Annotated in this window: 17 protein-coding genes; 10 read left to right on the top strand and 7 right to left on the bottom strand. The window is 69.0% G+C overall.

Annotation, left to right across the window (positions count from 1 at the left end; translation table 11 throughout):
• Nucleotides 1-122: 122 nt before the first annotated feature.
• Entirely contained in the window at nt 123-875 is a 753-nt protein-coding gene (locus G7B71_RS04885; protein ID WP_166038461.1) for a BTAD domain-containing putative transcriptional regulator, read from the bottom strand.
• 238 nt (nt 876-1,113) lie between these two features.
• Nucleotides 1,114-1,767: a 2-dehydro-3-deoxy-6-phosphogalactonate aldolase gene (locus tag G7B71_RS04890; protein WP_166038601.1), complete on the bottom strand. Its 654-nt coding sequence runs from the start codon at nt 1,765-1,767 to the stop codon at nt 1,114-1,116.
• A gap of 198 nt (nt 1,768-1,965) precedes the next feature.
• Between G7B71_RS04890 and G7B71_RS04895 the strand changes: the two genes are divergently transcribed.
• The 3 genes from G7B71_RS04895 to G7B71_RS04905 all read left to right on the top strand — a co-directional run bounded on the left by G7B71_RS04895 (nt 1,966) and on the right by G7B71_RS04905 (nt 4,590).
• Nucleotides 1,966-2,331, top strand: a complete 366-nt coding sequence (locus G7B71_RS04895) for a hypothetical protein (protein WP_166038463.1) — start codon at nt 1,966-1,968, stop codon at nt 2,329-2,331.
• A 94-nt stretch (nt 2,332-2,425) separates the two neighbouring features.
• The gene (locus G7B71_RS04900) at nt 2,426-3,496 is read left to right on the top strand and encodes a type III polyketide synthase (RefSeq protein ID WP_166038465.1); all 1,071 of its coding nucleotides are present in this window, start codon (nt 2,426-2,428) and stop codon (nt 3,494-3,496) included.
• Nucleotides 3,493-4,590 (top strand): FAD-dependent monooxygenase, encoded by a 1,098-nt coding sequence (locus tag G7B71_RS04905; protein WP_207774716.1) that lies wholly within the window; start codon nt 3,493-3,495, stop codon nt 4,588-4,590. The genes G7B71_RS04900 and G7B71_RS04905 overlap by 4 nt, the downstream gene beginning before the upstream one ends.
• Here G7B71_RS04905 and G7B71_RS04910 read toward each other — a convergent pair.
• The gene (locus G7B71_RS04910; RefSeq protein WP_243406105.1) at nt 4,587-5,510 is read right to left on the bottom strand and encodes a cell wall hydrolase; all 924 of its coding nucleotides are present in this window, start codon (nt 5,508-5,510) and stop codon (nt 4,587-4,589) included. The genes G7B71_RS04905 and G7B71_RS04910 overlap by 4 nt on opposite strands.
• Nucleotides 5,511-5,892: 382 nt before the next feature.
• On the opposite strand from G7B71_RS04910, the gene G7B71_RS04915 reads away from it, so the two are divergent.
• Together G7B71_RS04915 and G7B71_RS04920 are read left to right on the top strand one after the other, a co-directional pair.
• A complete protein-coding gene (locus tag G7B71_RS04915) occupies nt 5,893-6,075 on the top strand; it encodes a hypothetical protein (protein ID WP_166038469.1) in 183 nt (60 codons plus the stop codon).
• 151 nt (nt 6,076-6,226) lie between these two features.
• On the top strand, nt 6,227-6,526 hold the full coding sequence (locus G7B71_RS04920; RefSeq protein WP_166038471.1) for a hypothetical protein: 300 nt from the start codon (nt 6,227-6,229) through the stop codon (nt 6,524-6,526).
• Here the strand turns inward: G7B71_RS04920 and G7B71_RS04925 are convergent.
• The gene (locus G7B71_RS04925) at nt 6,523-7,257 is read right to left on the bottom strand and encodes a response regulator transcription factor (protein ID WP_166038473.1); all 735 of its coding nucleotides are present in this window, start codon (nt 7,255-7,257) and stop codon (nt 6,523-6,525) included. The two genes, G7B71_RS04920 and G7B71_RS04925, sit on opposite strands and share 4 nt — an antisense overlap.
• Nucleotides 7,250-8,371, bottom strand: coding sequence for a sensor histidine kinase (locus G7B71_RS04930; RefSeq protein ID WP_166038475.1), 1,122 nt, complete (start codon nt 8,369-8,371; stop codon nt 7,250-7,252). Before G7B71_RS04930 ends, G7B71_RS04925 begins: the two co-directional genes overlap by 8 nt.
• A 464-nt stretch (nt 8,372-8,835) precedes the next feature.
• Between G7B71_RS04930 and G7B71_RS04935 the strand changes: the two genes are divergently transcribed.
• The gene (locus G7B71_RS04935; RefSeq protein ID WP_166038477.1) at nt 8,836-9,393 is read left to right on the top strand and encodes a hypothetical protein; all 558 of its coding nucleotides are present in this window, start codon (nt 8,836-8,838) and stop codon (nt 9,391-9,393) included.
• A gap of 93 nt (nt 9,394-9,486) precedes the next feature.
• Here G7B71_RS04935 and G7B71_RS04940 read toward each other — a convergent pair whose 3' ends face one another.
• On the bottom strand, nt 9,487-10,665 hold the full coding sequence (locus G7B71_RS04940; RefSeq protein ID WP_166038479.1) for an LL-diaminopimelate aminotransferase: 1,179 nt from the start codon (nt 10,663-10,665) through the stop codon (nt 9,487-9,489).
• Between the two features lie 151 nt (nt 10,666-10,816).
• Between G7B71_RS04940 and phaC the strand changes: the two genes are divergently transcribed.
• From phaC to clpS, 3 genes are all read left to right on the top strand, one after another.
• A complete protein-coding gene (gene phaC, locus G7B71_RS04945; protein WP_243406111.1) occupies nt 10,817-12,580 on the top strand; it encodes a class I poly(R)-hydroxyalkanoic acid synthase in 1,764 nt (587 codons plus the stop codon).
• Between the two features lie 87 nt (nt 12,581-12,667).
• Nucleotides 12,668-13,468: a phasin family protein gene (gene phaP / locus G7B71_RS04950; protein ID WP_166038483.1), complete on the top strand. Its 801-nt coding sequence runs from the start codon at nt 12,668-12,670 to the stop codon at nt 13,466-13,468.
• A gap of 197 nt (nt 13,469-13,665) precedes the next feature.
• The gene (clpS, locus tag G7B71_RS04955) at nt 13,666-13,995 is read left to right on the top strand and encodes an ATP-dependent Clp protease adapter ClpS (protein WP_243406112.1); all 330 of its coding nucleotides are present in this window, start codon (nt 13,666-13,668) and stop codon (nt 13,993-13,995) included.
• Between the two features lie 34 nt (nt 13,996-14,029).
• On the opposite strand, the gene G7B71_RS04960 is transcribed toward clpS, so the two are convergent.
• A complete protein-coding gene (locus tag G7B71_RS04960) occupies nt 14,030-14,719 on the bottom strand; it encodes a Crp/Fnr family transcriptional regulator (protein ID WP_166038487.1) in 690 nt (229 codons plus the stop codon).
• Between the two features lie 214 nt (nt 14,720-14,933).
• Between G7B71_RS04960 and murA the strand changes: the two genes are divergently transcribed.
• Complete coding sequence (murA, locus tag G7B71_RS04965; RefSeq protein WP_166038488.1) at nt 14,934-16,217, top strand: UDP-N-acetylglucosamine 1-carboxyvinyltransferase; 1,284 nt, start codon at nt 14,934-14,936, stop codon at nt 16,215-16,217.
• Nucleotides 16,218-16,230 lie beyond the last annotated feature (13 nt).

Here is a 16,230-nt window from a genome sequence, read left to right on the forward strand (position 1 = left end):
CTGGCAACCGGAGCGGCTCGCAGCGCGCGCGACCAGGCGGCCGTCGCTCGCGGTCACCCTCCCGGCGGGGGCGGCGCTCGGCCTGCTCGCCGGCCTCACCGGCACAGGCGGGGGCATCTTCCTCAGCGGCCGGCGCTGATCTCGCGGAACAGCGCCTGGGTCTGCGGCTCGGGGTCGACGCCGAGCTCGCGCGTCAGCGTCTCGCGCAAGCCGTGATAATGGGTGAGGGCGGCGGCGGCGCGACCCTGGCGGGCGTGCGCGCGCATCACCGTGCGATGGGCATGTTCCTCGAGCGGGTCGAGAATGAGCAGGCGCAGCGCCGCGCGCATCGCCGGCTCGCTCGCATCGGGACGCTCGCCATAAGCGGCGAGCAGGCGTCGCAACACCGACAGCGCGGCTTCGCGCAGGCGCTGGCGCTCGACCTCCACCCAATCCTCGAACGCGGGCGCGTTGCGGATGGCGAAGCCGCCGAGGAAATCGCCGGCATAAAGGGCCGCGGCGGCTTCGAGCCGCTCCGGATCGTCACCGGCGGCGTCGGCCGCGAGGAGGAAGTCGTCCACGTCGGTGGCGACCAGTCCATCGGGAATCGCGAGCCACTCGCCGTCGCCGGCGACCGGCGCCGGCGCGTCGGAGTCAGCCTTGGCGCTTTCCGAACGGAGCAGCCACAGGGCCTTGCGCACGTGGAGGCGGCCCTGGTCGGCGTCGGCATCCTCCCACAGCAGATCGGAGAGGCGCTGGCGGCGCGCACGCCGGTCCGGCTGCACGGCCAGATAGGCCATCAGCGCGAGAGACTTGCGGGTCGAGAGGCGAGTCGGGTGTCCGGACGGCGACGACAACAGGCAGTCGCCGAGAAGCTTCAATTTCCAGGGGTTCATTCAATTTCTGTCAGTTACAAGCCCCTGTGGGCGGCTGCCTAGCAGGGCCGTCGGGCGCTTTCCACGTTTTTTCCATGCTTCGCGCTACGCCGTCGGACATGGGGATGATGCAGTTGAACGGCAACGGAAAGCCGCCAGCCTCCCTCTCCCCCAAGACGGCACACTCCCACCTGCCGACGGCGGCCGGCGGTTTTCCCAAGGGGTCGGGGCGCGTGCGCTCCGACCCCTTTCCCCCTCATCACGAGCCGATGCCCTGGCCGCCTGGCGCGCGCAGCGCGTCGATGAAGGCGCGGCCCTGCTCGACGACCTGAGCGCCGGTCTGCCCCGGCCGGTAGAGCGCGCCGCCCAGCCCGAAGCCGTCGGCGCCCGCCGCCAGATAGGCCGCCATCTTGTCGGGCGTGACGCTGCCGACGACGAGCAGCGGGGCCGAGCGCGGGATCACCGCGCGCTGCGACTTGACCATGGCGGGCGAGGCCGCCTCGGCTGGGAACAGCTTGAGCGCATGGGCGCCGGCGCCGAGCGCCGCGAACGCCTCGGTCGGCGTGAAATAGCCCGGGCAGGACACCATTCCCGCCGCCGCCGTCGCCGCGATGACCGCCGGGTCGGCGCAAGGCGAGACGACGAGCCGCCCGCCCGCCTGATTCACCGCGGCGACCTGATCGACGCCGAGCACGGTGCCGGCGCCGATCAGCGCCCGGTCGCCGAGCCGGCGCGCCAGGCGGGCGATGCTGGCGAGCGGATCCGGCGAGTTCAGCGGAACCTCGATGATGCGGATGCCCGCCTGGTAGAGCGCCTCGCCGATCTCCTCGACCTCGTCCGGAGTCACGCCGCGGATGATCGCGACCAGCGGGCATTGGGCGAAATAGGCGCGGAATGCGGCGAGCGGCTCCATCACGGCATCTCCGTCGACTGGCATGGCGGCGCGGCTTTGCGGCAGTTTCTGCTCATGATCGCTGGCGCTGTGCCCTTGCCGGGGGGCGTCCGTAAAGGGCGGATCGACCGGCTTCCGGCCCCGGTCTGGACGCGCTTCCGCTTAAAGCGCATGCTCCGGGCGCGGCCACCAGAGCCGCGAGGACAGGGAGGGCAAGCCATGGGCACGCTTGAGATCTTCATTCCGATCGCGGCCATCATCACCTTCGCCGTCATCATCAGCTTCATCACCCGGCTGATCGCGACGTCGATGCACCACCGCACGATCCGCGAGGCGATGCGCAGCGATCCGACCAGCGTGCCGATGCTCGTCCAGAGGCTGGAGGCGCGCCAGCCCTGGGCCGACGCGATGCTCGGCTGGATCTTCATCGCCTTCACGATCGGCATCGCCCTGCTGGCGATCACCGACAGCGATGCGTCCGACCGCCGCGAGATGCTTCGCGCGGCGATCGTGCCGCTGATCATCGGCATCACGGTGCTCGCCTTCACCCATTTCGCAGGGCGCCAGAACGCCGACATGCCATGAAGGGCGCGCGATCCCCGTGGCGCGCCCGAAACCGTGGCTGGGACGTTAAAACGGCAATCGCATGACGGGGCAACGTGCCGGCCGAGGATGACGGATGAGCAGTAGAGGCGCGTACCTTAATGCCGTCGCCGGAGCGGTCCCCGATCACGACATCCACCAGGCCTATATCGATTGGGGACGGGCGCAGATCGGCGACCGGCGCCTGAGACTGCTGTTCGAGCGGATGGCGGAACGGTCGGGTATCGCGCATCGCTGGTCGATCCTGCCGCAGGCGCCGGGCGGCGGATCGCCGGTCGATCCCGGCGGCTTCTACGCCGACCGAATGCCGGGAACGGCGGAGCGGATGCAGCTCTATGCCGATGCCGCGCCGGAGCTGGCGCTGGCGGCGATCGGGCGCCTGCGTGAGCAGGTCGCACTGGACGGAATTACGCATCTCGTGGTGGCGAGCTGCACCGGCTTCGTCGCACCCGGCGTCGACCAGGTCATCGCGGCGCAGCTCGGGCTCGGCGACGTCGAGCGGACCCTGGTCGGCTTCATGGGCTGCTACGCCGCGGTCGCGGCGCTGCGGACCGCCTTCCATATCGTGCGTTCCGAGCCCGCGGCGCGGGTGCTGGTGGTGACGGTCGAGCTGTCCTCGCTTCATTTGCGGCTTATGACCGAGCCGGAGCCGCTTCTCGCCGGCCTGCAGTTCGGCGACGGCGCCGCGGCGGCGCTGGTGACCGCCGAGCCCAAGGGCTTCGAGATGACCGCGCAGTTCAACGCGACCCTTCCTGAGTCGGACGCGCTCATCCGCTGGACGATCGGCGATACCGGGTTCGAGATGACTTTGTCCGGCGAAGTGCCGGGACGGATCGGCGCCGCGCTGACCGAGCCGCGCGTGCGTGAGCGGCTGCTCGACGGCTGGGCGCCGTCTGACGTCGACGCCTGGGCGGTCCATGCCGGCGGCCGCTCGATCCTCGACGCGGTCGAGCGCGGGCTGGAGCTCGCGCCGGACGCGCTCGACAGCTCGCGGCGAATCCTCGCCGATTTCGGCAACATGTCGTCGTCGACCCTGATGTTCGTGCTCGCCGACCTGCTCGGCCGCCCGGAAAAGAAGCGCGGCGTGGCGATCGCCTTCGGGCCGGGGTTGGCGGCGGAAGGGTTCCGCTTCGAGCGGGCGAGTTGAGCGACGGGCGCCGGATCGTCGAGGCGCTCGTGGTCGGCGGCGGACCGGCGGGCTCGGCGACCGCGATGACATTGGCGCGCGGCGGGGCCCAGGTCGAGCTGATCGAGCGCCAGGCGGGGCCGCATGACGTGGTGTGCGGCGGCTTCCTCGGCTGGGATGCGCTGGCCGCGTTGCGGCGGCTGGGAGTGGACGCCGACGGCCTGGGCGCGCGGCCGATCGCCCGGCTGCGGCTGGCGAGCGCGCGGCGCCTGGTCGAAACGCGGTTGCCGAAGCCGGCGGCTGGGTTGTCGCGTCGTCGCCTCGACGAGGCGCTGCGTAACGCGGCCGAGGAGTCCGGCGCGGTGGTGCGACGGGGCCTGGCGGCGCGCGGGGGCGACCCGGCCAGCCTCATCGTGCGCATGGAGGATGGCAGCGAGATTCAGGCCGGCGCGCTGTTCCTCGCCACCGGCAAGCATGAGCTGCGCGGCCTGGCGCGGCCGCTCGACCAGCGGCGGCGGGGCGCCGTGGGCCTGAGGGCCGCCTTTGCGCCGGGTCCGAAGGTCGCCGCCGCGCTCGACGGGGTCATCGAGCTGCATCCGTTCGATGGGGGCTATGCCGGCCTGCTGCTGCAGGAGGATGGGCAGGCCAATCTGTGCATGTCGGTGTCGAGCGAGAAGCTCCGGCGGAGCGGGGGAGTCCGCGAGTTGCTGGAGGCCCTGGCGCGGGAGACCGCGCTTCTCGCCGAACGGCTTGAGGCGGCTTACGACGCGGCGTGGATCAGCGTCGGCAACGTGCCCTATGGCTGGCGCGCATCGGGATGCGTGCCGAAGCTGTATCGGGTGGGCGACCAGGCGGCAGTGATCGCGTCGCTCGCCGGTGACGGCATCGCGATGGCGCTGACCAGCGGCATGGCGGCGGCCGACGCCTATCGGCGCGGGGAAACGGGCGACCGCTTCCAGCGCGGCTGGTCGGCGCGGGCGGCGCGGCCTCTGAGGGTGGCGGAGGGGCTACGCTGGGCGGCGGAGACTCGGCTGCCGCGGCGCCTGGCCATGGGCGCGATGGGCGTTGCGCCGGGGCTGGCCGGGCTCGCGGCGCGGCTGACCCGGATCGCCTAGCGGCCGGTCAACGCTCCCGGCGCGTCGTCGCGCCACTGGCCGGACTGGCGAAATTCGGGGCGCACATGCAGGTCCTCGGCGGGCTGGGTCGCGTAGCGGGCCGGAGCGGGAGATGGCGTCTGCGCGCGAGTCGTGGCCGAGGCCAGCCAGGCGGGAAGGTCGCCCGTCGCGCCGCGCCGCGCGTAACGCACGGTGATGGGGTTGGGGCGGGCGATCGGCTCGGCGCCGGCATAAGCGGCGGTGAAGGCGGCGGGCGTGCCGGCGGCGCCGGGCAGCCGGTAGAAGAGGTGGTTGCCGATCACCGCGGTCTTGAGCAGCCGCGGCGCCCAGGCCGGAAGGACATAATTGGCATGGTAGAAGGTCGACAGCCCGACCGGCGCATGGACCCGGCCGGCGAGCGCCTCGGCGGCGAGGCGGCGGGCGCGGCCCCAGTCTTCTCCATAGGCGCCAAAGCGCAGCGATCCATCGCAGGTGAAGGTGAACTGGCAGCCGCCCCCGGCCCGTGCCGGCCCCTGGTAGACGACTCCGCACACGCTGTTCGGCCAGGCCGGATGGCGGACCCGGTTGAGCACCACCTGGGCGACCGCGCGCTGGCCGTCCTCGGGCTCCGAGCGCGCCTCGTAATAGACGGCCTGGGCGAGGCAATCGAGCGCACGCATGCCGGCGAGCGCGTCCATGTTGCTGAACGCGAGCGACGCCGCGGCGGGATTGAAGGCGCCTGCGAAGGGCAGGGCGGCGTTGGCGTCGATCGCTTGCGGGCCGGTCAGCATCGGTGGCAGCGACGGATCGAGCGCTGCCGTGTCGGTGACCGGGATGAGGGTGCCCGGCCGGGCGAGCCCGGCGCTGTCCATCGCCATCGGCGCGCAGGAGCCGGTCAGCGCGGCTACGGCGAGCGTCACGGCGAGGCCGCGCCGAGGCACGGGCAGTCTCCGCCTCCTACTCCTGCGCCTCGCTGGAATCATGATCGCGCCGTCGCTCCGCGTCCGCTCGCCTTGTGATCTACGACAGGCCGGCCCTGTCCGCCCGCGCTGATTCCGCTCCGTCCCATCGGGGAACAGGCTGGCAGGAGCCGGTTACTCGCCCGCAATTGTGCGCCGGTCGTCGCTTCCGTCGCTTTCGTCGTACCGATGCAGCTTCGCCGAAGCTTCTGCCCCCGCGGTCGAAGCGGAGAGGCGTCCCGCGGCGGCTTGGGCCAGAAGGTCGATGCGGGTTCGGGAAGCCAGCACGCCCCTGTCACCTTCCCGGCCCGCAACCCGTCAACCAGGCCGACTTCCCCGGCCGCAGTGATGAAGGAGAGACGATATGCGCCTTGGTGCCATGATCCTCGCCGTCGCCGCCGCCGGCACGATGATGAGTGCGGCCGCGGGTCCGGATCTTTCGAGCGATGCTCGGCAAGTGGCGGTTGCGCCGTCCTACAGCGACCTGGATTTCGCCGCGCTCGACGCGCGCCAGCCGGTCGTCAGGGAGACGATCACCCGCCGATAACAAGACGCCCGCCGGCCAGCTGCCACGGTCTGCCCACCCTCGCAGCTCCCGCTCCGGCGGCCAGGGAGGCGGCGACACGCCCGCCGCCTCCCATTTTTTTCCCGGCCATTTTTTCCTAGACCCGCCTGACACGGCCTCCGATACGGGAGCCATGTCCAGGCGGGTCTTGCTCATTCTGCCCTGCTGCGCCGCCGGCGCGGCCTGCGGCCCGAACATCGAGGCCGAGACCATCGCCAACCGCGTGGTGATGCTCACCAATGCCGAGGACGAGCCGCTCACCATCCACAAGATCGTCGCCAACGACCGCCCCGGCCGCTCGGAGTGCGTCGACACGCCTAACGCCCAGCTCGGGCCCGGCCGGACCTACACGAAGACTTTCTTCTACTGCGACGAGGTCAGCGAGGTGGACATCGAGACCGATCGCGGAACGGTGACGATCGACCTGGACTAGCCGCGCCCGGTCATCTTCCTGACATTGTCGGCATAGCTCCGGCCAATGCGCTGCTCGGCGCCGTCGGGGAGGCGGGCGTTCCAGTGGCCGGCTTCGTCGCGGTGGAGGCCGACGATGGTGTCGCGGCGAAGGATCACCGAGCGGTGGACCCGGACGAACAGGGCAGGGTCCAGCTCCTCCTCGAGCTTGGCAATGGTGCGGTGGATCAGCCAGCTGCGGTTGCCGACATGGAGGCGCATGTAATCGCGCTCGGCGGTGATTCGCTCGATCTGGTCGGCGCCGATTCGGACGAGGCCGTGAAGCTCCGGCACCCAGAATTCCTCGACATAGCGGGGCGCCGGCGCGGCGGGGCCGGGGGCGCGGCGGGGATGCTCGCGGGCGCGTTCGAGGGCACGGGCGAGACGGTCCGGAAGGACCGGCTTCATCAGATAGTCGACCGCCTCGACGTCGAACGCCGCGACCGCGAAATTGTCGAAGGCGGTGACGAAGATGACGAGCGGGACGTGCGGCCGCCCGCTCAGCGCGCGCGCGACGTCGATGCCGTCCATGCCGGGCATGGCGATGTCGAGCAGGACGAGATCGGGCTTCAATTCGTCGACCATCTGAAGCGCGGATTCGCCGTCATTGGCGGTGCCCGCGAGCGCCACGTCCGGCTGCTTCGACAGCAGGATCTGAAGCCGCTCGACAGCGAGCGGTTCGTCGTCGACGGCCAGGACTTTCAGGTCAGTCATCGGTCACCACCGGCATGAAGATGTGGACGGTGTAGCCGCCGCCCGGATCGGGACCGTGAAGGCAGCCGGCGCCGGCGCCGAAGCGGGCGGTCAGACGGTCGCAGACATTGGCGAGGCCGACTCCGGTGCCGCCGCCCGGCGCGATCTCGGCCGCGTCGCCGCCATCGTCCTTGACCTTGATGTGAAGCCGCCCGGCTTCCTCATAGGCCGAGACGTTGATGGTGACCGGATGGCGGGAGCGGGCGACGCCATATTTCACCGCATTCTCGACCACTGGCTGGAGGATCAGCACCGGCACGCGGCGGTCGAGCAGATGGCCGGGCACGTCGATCTCGACCTTCAAGCGGTCGGGGAAACGGATCTGCTCGATCTCGAGATAGAGCTTCTGGAGGTCGATCTCCTCCGCCAGCGAGACGTCGGCGGCGGGATCGGCGGCGAGGGTGGCGCGGAAGAAGGCCGACAGGTTCATCAGCATCTTCTCGGCGGTCTCGGTGCGCTCGGCGAGGACGAGCGAGCTCAGCGAATTGAGCGTGTTGAACAGGAAGTGCGGATTGATCTGATAGCGCAGCGCGCGGAGCTGGGCGTCCTGCGCCTCGCGGGCGAGCACCGCCGCGCGCTGGTCGGCGGCGCGAAGCTGGCGGGCGTAGCTCAGCGCCACGTAGATCGCCGACCAGGCGGCGAAGAAGAAGTACCAGGAGAAGGCGCCGTCGGCGAGCATCGCGACCGTGCTCTTCTCGCGGTCGGTCAGCATCGCGTTGTCGCGGACGATCCACACCGCGTCCATCGGCGAGTAGACGTAAAACATATAATGGTTGAACGCCGAGAAGGCGGCGGCGGCGGGAAGGCAGAGGATCGCCGCGGCGATGATCTTGGTGCGGATGCCGGCGGCGCTGAACGGGCGCAGCAGAACGTACATGATGCCGGTGAGCAGCATTCCCGCGACGATGACGAAGGTGCGCCGCTCGAGCATCTCGAGCTGGCCCTCATAAGCGACGATCGCCCCGCGCAGAGTCGCCTGCACGAGGTAGAAGAGCCAGAAAGCAAGGATCGTCTTGAGCGCGAGCGGCCAGTCCGGCAGCCAGCGCCCATGCGATCGCGGTAGGGCGCGGTCCATGCCTCCGTCTAACTGAAGCGGATTGCCAGCGCCGCCCACCGGCCCGGCGTTCGCAGAAGCGGGGCTGGCGTTGGTCGAAAATGCGGGCGAACTGCGGTCGGGAATCGGCCGCCGATAGCCCGACGAGTCCGCCTCGCTCGCCAATGTGCGGCCCCGCCGCGCCGATTCTCCGCCCGATTCGCTCATCCCACCCCCGCCTCCTGCTAGCATCGCACGAGCGCCGGGTCAGCGGGGGTAAAAGCGGCCGGCGGCGTAACGATGCTAGAGCGACCGCGGCCGGCGCCCGCTCTCATATGTTGCAGGCCGGTGACAGTTCCACAGGCCCGTGGCGGCGGCGCGGATTTCGCATTGCCGCCGACTCCATTGCGTGATTCTCTCTCCCTCGGGGCACGCGGGGTGCCAGGGTTAACGGGCTGGAAAGCCTAGATGTTGCATGATGCTCCGCGGGGATAAGGAGCGGGATCATGAGTACGAATACGCGTCAGCCGCGTCAGCCCAACGGGGCCTTGGCCCTGTCGGAGATGCGTGAATTTGCAACCTTCCCGAAGGGCACGCAGCGCTACATCCGCCGCTCGCTCGACGTCGGCCTCGGCCGCCGCGACGCGGTCAAGCGCTGGTCGCGCGACATCGCGGAAGCTGCCAGCATCCGTGCCCAGGAGCGCGTCTATCAGCGCCTCGAGCATATCCGCTCCTACGTCCCGGACGATTGCGGCCTCGACACGATGGAGCCGATGATGGCGCCGCTGGTCACGATGACCGCGTTCGACCTCGGCCAGGACCGGCTGAGCTGCTTCGCTTCCTATCGCTTTCTCTACGAGCGGCTGATCGGCGCGTCGGTGCGCCCGTGGCTGCCGGCCGCCTTCTGCTCCGCGGCGGCGCTCCCGCATCTTCACCCGACCCGCCGCCGCACCTTGCTCCAGTCGATCAGCGAAGCCGCGGCGACCGCGCCGGGCTGGTCGAGCCGCGAGCCGATGTTCGTCCCCGACTGGGTCGAGAAGGTCGACGTCGCCGTCGCCGAGTGAGTCATTCCTCCCCGTCGCCGGTGGCGACGGGGAGCGCTCCCTTCAATCACCTCGATCGTCGCAACTGTCCCGCCCCGACCGGCCGCGCTGCAACTAGGCGTTGCTGAGGAACTTCTTCACGCCGCGCGCGGCCTGGCGCAGGCGCTGCTCGTTCTCGACGAGCGCAATTCGGACATAGCCCTCGCCTTCCTCGCCGAAGCCGACGCCCGGGGCGACGGCGACCCCCGCTTCCGTGAGGAGGCGCTTGGCGAAGTGCATCGATCCGGCTGCGCGGAACGGCTCGGGGATCGGGGTCCAGGCGAACATGCTCGCCTGGGGCGGCGTGATCTCCCAGCCGGCGCGGCCGAAACAGTCGACGAGCACGTCGCGGCGCGCCTTGTAGAGCCTGCGGTTGTGCTCGACGATGTCCTGCGGCCCGTTGAGCGCCGCGACCGCAGCCGCCTGGATCGGCGTGAAGGCGCCGTAATCGAGATAGGATTTCACCCGCGTGAGAGCGCCGATCAGCTCGCGGTTGCCGACCGCGAAGCCCATCCGCCAGCCGGCCATCGAATAGGTCTTGGACATCGACGTGAACTCGACCGCGACGCCCCTGGCGCCGGGCACCTGCAGGATCGACGGCGTCGGCTCATCGCCGAAATAGATTTCGGCGTAGGCGAGGTCGCTGATCACCCACAGGCCGTGCTCGCGGGCGAAGGCTACGACCTGCTCGTAGAAGGGGAGGTCGGCGACATAGGCGGTCGGGTTGGACGGATAGCCGATGACCAGCACCTTCGGCGTCGGCACGGTGTAGCGCACCGCCCGCTCGAGCATGTCGAAGAAGTCCGGGCCGGGCGCGGCCGGGATCGAGCGGATCGATGCGCCGGCGATGATGAAGCCGAACTGGTGGATCGGGTAGGACGGGTTGGGCGCCAGCACCACGTCGCCGGGCGCGGTGATCGCCTGGGCGAGGTTGGCGAGGCCTTCCTTCGACCCGAGCGTGACGATCACCTCGCTGTCCGGATCGAGCTCGACCCCGAAGCGGCGCTGGTAATAGCCGGCCTGGGCCTTGCGCAGGCCGGCGATTCCCTTGGACGCGGAGTAACGGTGGGCGCGGGGATTGCGCGCGACCTCGGCCAGCTTCTCGATGACGTGGGCCGGCGGCGCGCCGTCGGGATTGCCCATGCCGAGATCGATGATGTCCTCGCCCCGCGCCCGCGCCGCCGCCTTCATCGCGTTGACCTCCGCGAAGACATAGGGCGGCAGGCGGCGGATGCGGTAGAAATCTGACGTCATGACGTCGCTGTAGCGCCGCCTGTGCTGCGGCGCAGCAGGGAATCGCGCGACACTTCCCCGCGCGTGCGGCGTTGGCTAAGCGCAAGGCGAGGGAGAGGAGGCGCGCGCCATGGCCGATCAGGACAGCAAGCAAGCCGAGTCCAAGGCCGACATGCCCGGCATGCCGCCGCTGCCGAGCCTGGAAGAGATGCAGCACTGGACCTTCGTCATGGGCCGCGCGCAGCAGCTCATGCTGGAGCATGTCGCCGAGCAGATGAAGGAAGGCGCCGCGGCGGCGTTCGATCCGTCCAAGGCGGCACTGCGCTGGCCGGGCATGGAGATGTTCCCGGACCCCGCGCAGCTGGCGCAGATGCAGACCCAATTGTGGACCGAGGGGCTGGGCATCTGGCAGCGCGTGCTCGGCCAGGGCGCGGGCGGGAAGACTGAGCTCCAGGAGCAGGCCGAGAAGGACAAGCGGTTCGCCGCGCCCGAATGGGCGGAGCACCCGATGTTCGACATGATCCGCCAGTCCTACCTGCTGGTGTCGGAACGGCTGCTCGGCTCGGTCGACGCGCTTCAGGGGATCGACGACAAGCAAAAGGCCAAGCTCAAATTCCAGACCCGGCAGTTCGTCGATGCGATGGCGCCGTCCAATTTCGCGGCGACCAATCCGCTGGTCATCCAGAAGACGCTGGAGACCAAGGGCGAAAATCTGCTCAAGGGCCTCGAGCACATGCTTCGCGACATGCGCCACGGGCAGCTCACCCAGACCGACCCCGAGGCGTTCGAGGTCGGCCGCAACATCGCGATGACGCCCGGCAAGGTGGTCAAGCAGACGCCGCTCTACCAGCTCATCCAATATGAGCCGACGACCGAGAAGGTGCTCAAAGTCCCGCTGCTGATCTTCCCGCCCTGGATCAACCGCTACTACATCCTCGATCTCAATCCGAAGAAGAGCTTCATCCGCTGGGCGGTCGAGCAGGGCCTGACCGTGTTCGTCGTGTCGTGGAAATCGGCCGACGAGAGCCTCGCCGAGGTCGGGCTCGACGATTACGTCAAGGCGCAGGTCGAGGCGCTCGACGCGGTGCGCGACCTGCTCGGGGTCGAGAGCGCGCACCTCATCGGCTATTGCGTCGCCGGCACCTATCTCGCCGCGACTCTGGCCCTGCTGGCGGCACGCGGCGAGCAGGACAAGGTCGCCAGCGCGACCTTCTTCACCGCCCAGGTCGACTTCTCCGAGGCCGGCGACCTCCAGGTGTTCATCGACGACGAGCAGATGGAGATGATCCGCCAGATCTCGGCGGAGAAGGGCTATCTCGACGGCCGCTACATGGCGGCGACCTTCAACCTGCTGCGCGGCCGCGACCTCATCTGGAGCTACGTGGTCAACAATTACCTGCTCGGCCAGGACTATACGCCGTTCGACCTGCTCCACTGGAATTCGGACACGACCAACCTGCCGGCCAAGTGGCACGTCGCCTATCTCCAGCAGCTCTACCGCGAGAACAGGCTGGTCCAGCCCGGCGGGATCGAGGTCGACGGGGTGCCGATCAACCTCACCAAGGTGACGGTGCCGACCTATGTCCAGGCCGGGCGCGAGGACCATATCGCGCCGCCCAGGAGCGTGTGGAAGATCACCCACCACTTCAAGGGACCGCTGCGCTTCGTCCTCGCGGGCTCCGGCCATATCGCCGGTGTCGTGAACCCGCCCGAGGCCCAGAAATATCAGTATTGGATCAACGAGGATAAGGTCGACGCCCTCGACGACTTCATCGCAGGTGCGAAGGAAGTGAAGGGCAGCTGGTGGCCCGACTGGGTCCAGTGGATTCGCGGTCTCTCCGACACCGAGGTGGCGGCCAAGGGCGCCCGGGTCCCCGGTAAGGGGAAGCTCAAGGCGATCGAGGACGCGCCGGGGAGCTACGTCAGGGCACGTTAGCCTTCATGTTGCACCGCACAAAATAATCCTTGAAACCCCCTGTCGGCTTCCCTAAATGCTGCACTGCAACAAAGGGAGTCGTGCATCATGGCTGATCAGAAAGCCACGCCCGCCAAGCGCACCGCCGCGAAGACGAGCGCGAAGTCTGCCGCCGCTGCGGCGGCTCCCGTGAAGGCGGCCGCAACCGCCGCGCCGGTCGAGCCGGCGATCGTGAACCAGAAGCCGGACGCCAAGCCGGCCGACGTCGTGAAGCCGGAGCCGAAGGCGGCTCCGGTGGCCAAGGCCCAGCCGGTCCAGCCGGCCGCCAAGGTGGAAGAGCCGAAGATCGAAGTACCGAAGACCGAGAAGAAGGCCGAGCAGCCCAAGGCGAAGCCCGCCATGCCCGCTCCGGCCGCGACCAAGAAGATCGAGACAGGAGCCAAGAGCATGACCGAGACCATCAACAAGACCCGCGAAGCCGCCGAACAGGCCGCCGAGCAGATCCGCACCGCCATCGGCAGCGCCAACGAGCAGTCGAAGGCCGCCATGGAGAAGAGCGCCCGCGTCGCGGAAGAGCTCGCCGACCTCACCCGCGGCAACATCGAGGCGCTGGTCGCTTCGCAGAAGACCGCCGCCAAATATGCCGAGACGCTGAGCCAGGGCGCCGCCGACTTCGGCCGCCGCAGCTTCGAGGACGCTTCGGCCGCCCTGAAGAGCTTCGCCGAGGTGAAGTCGCCGACCGACCTGTTCCGCCTGCAGAGCGAGTTCGCCCGCAGCGCGTTCGACCAGCTGGTCGCCGAGAGCGCCCGCGTGTCGGAGACGGTCGTGAAGATGACCGGCGACGTCGTCGAGCCGATCACCAGCCGCTATTCGGTCGCGGCCGAGCGCATCAAGACGCTCGCCGCCTAACTGGCGCCGGACAATGCCTGGCGCCCAGTCGGCGCCAGGCGAGTTCGAAGGGCGGTCCTCCGGCATACGGAGTGGCCGCCCTTCTCCTTTTTGGGGCGGTTCGGACGTCGGAAACCATGTCCGGGCCTTGCCCGTTTCCCGACCAATCGCATATTATTGGTCAAACCATGCGTACCGACGACTCTGTGATCAAAGCGATGTCCGACCAGACCGGCGGCGACGACGAAGGCGGCACCGGCCTCGGGGTCGCGACTCGGACGCGCACCCGCTCCAAGACTCCGGCGCCCTACAAGGTGCTGATGCTCAACGACGACTACACGCCGATGGAGTTCGTCGTCCACGTCCTGCAGCGCTTCTTCAAGATGGGTGTCGACGATGCCACCCGGGTGATGCTCCACGTCCACCAGCGCGGCGTCGGCGTGTGCGGCATCTTCACCTACGAGGTGGCCGAGACCAAGGTCGCTCAGGTCATCGACTTCGCCCGCGAGAACCAGCACCCGCTCCAGTGCACGCTGGAAAAAGCGTAGGCCCGCTGACCGCGCGCGGCGGAAACCCGCGCGCCTAATTCCTCGCGGGCGGCAGCCAGCTCGTGCCGATCTTCGAGCGGTCGGTGAAGTTCGCCTCGCCCTCGAGCCGCTTTCGGTCGAGCAGTCGGAAGCTGTTGCCGCTGCGGTCGATGATGCCGTCCTCGACCAGGTTGCGGATCATGCGGTTGACGTGGACCGCGGTGAGCCCGGTGGCGTCGCCGATCTCTTCCTGGGTGAGCGGGATATGGGCGACGTCCGACGTCGGGCCGTTGACCAGCCGAAGCCGCGAGAAGATCTCGCACATCAGGGACGCGACCCGCGCCCGCGCCGAGGTTCGGCCGATCGAGGCGAGGCGGTCGGCGAGCTGCGAGCGCTCGGCGACGTTCAATGCGAAGACCAGGGCCATCAGCCGGGGATGCTCGCTGAACAGGAGCGCCAGCCGCTCCCGGTCGAACGGACAGATCGTCGCGTCGGTCAGCGTCGTCACCGTCTCCGGAGAATCGTCGAAGGCGAGCGCGGACAGACCGACGATGTCGCCCGGCAGGTTGATGCGCATGATCTGGCGGCCGCCATTGCCGAGCAGCACGCTGCTCTGCAGCCAGCCCTTCTGGACGATGTAGAGCTCGCGCGCGGGTTCGCCCTCGCTGATCACCACGGCGTCGCGGCGGCAGTGACGCTGCTGGGCCTCGAGCCGGTCCAGCATGTCCTGCTCGGCCTTGGTCAACGCAATATAATGGCTGAGACGCTCAGCTAGACAGCTACCCCCCAACGACCCTGATCCCCCGGTACTCATACGCTGCGAACTAAGACACCGGTCTAGACCCAGATTAGGCGCCTGCCCTTAAACGAAATCAAGGGTTTCGTCGGTTGCGGCGGATTTTCGCTCGCCGTCGGGCCGCTTGCATGGGGGGAGCAAAGCTTTCATAGCCCAGCGCCAAATGGACAGAATCCTCATCCGCGGCGGCCGCCGCCTCAACGGCCGAATTGCCATCTCCGGCGCGAAGAACGCGGCTTTGACGCTGATGCCGTGCGCTCTGCTCACCGACGAGATCCTCGAGCTCCGCAACCTGCCGCGGCTCGCCGACGTCGACAGCTTCATGCACCTTCTGAACCAGCTCGGCGTGTCGACGATGGTGAAGGGGACGAGCCCCGCCGAGTTCGGCCGATCGATGACCTTCAAGGCGTCGAAGATCACCTCGACCGTCGCGCCCTACGACATCGTCCGCAAGATGCGCGCGTCGATCCTGGTGCTCGGCCCGCTGCTCGCGCGCACCGGCGAGGCGACGGTGTCGCTGCCGGGCGGCTGCTCGATCGGCACGCGGCCGATCGACCTTCACCTCAAGGCGCTTCAGGCGCTCGGCGCCGAGATCGAGCTCGCCGCCGGCTATGTGAAGGCGGTGGCGCCCAAGGGCGGCCTCACCGGCGGAACGATCAGCTTCCCGGTGGTGTCGGTCGGCGCCACCGAGAATGCGCTGATGGCCGCGGTGCTCGCTAAGGGCACGACGGTGATCGAGAATGCGGCGCGCGAGCCCGAGATCACCGATCTCGCCGAATGCCTGGTTGCGATGGGCGCGAAGATCGACGGAATCCGCAGCGACACGCTCACCATCGAGGGCGTCGAACGGCTTCACGGCGCCCGCTACTCGGTCATGGCGGACCGGATCGAGGCGGGCAGCTATGCCTGCGCGGCGGCGATCACCGGCGGCGACATCGAACTCGTCGGCGCGCGGCGGGACAGCATGGCGGCGACCCTCGCCGCGCTTCACGACGCCGGGATCCATGTCGAGGACACCGCCGACGGCCTGCGCGTCTTCACCAATGAGGAGATCAAGCCGCTGTCGCTGTCGACCGCGCCGTTCCCGGCCTTCGCCACCGACATGCAGGCGCAGTTCATGGCCATGCTGACCATGGCCAGGGGCACCAGCCTCTTGACCGAGACGATCTTCGAGAACCGCTACATGCACGTTCCGGAATTGAACCGCATGGGCGCGGACATCGAGGTTCGCGGCCGCTCGGCGGTGGTGCGCGGAGTCGACAAGCTGGTCGGCGCGCCGGTGATGGCGACCGATCTCAGGGCCTCGATGAGCCTGATCATCGCCGGCCTCGCCGCCGAGGGCGAGACCCAGGTCAGCCGGATCTACCATCTCGACCGCGGCTATGAGCGGCTCGAGGAGAAGCTCCAGGGCATCGGCGCCGACATCGAGCGAGTCGGCGACGGCTAATCGCTGGCTACGA

The sequence above is a fragment of the Sphingosinicella sp. YJ22 genome, from assembly GCF_011320075.1.
Lineage (GTDB): Bacteria > Pseudomonadota > Alphaproteobacteria > Sphingomonadales > Sphingomonadaceae > Allosphingosinicella.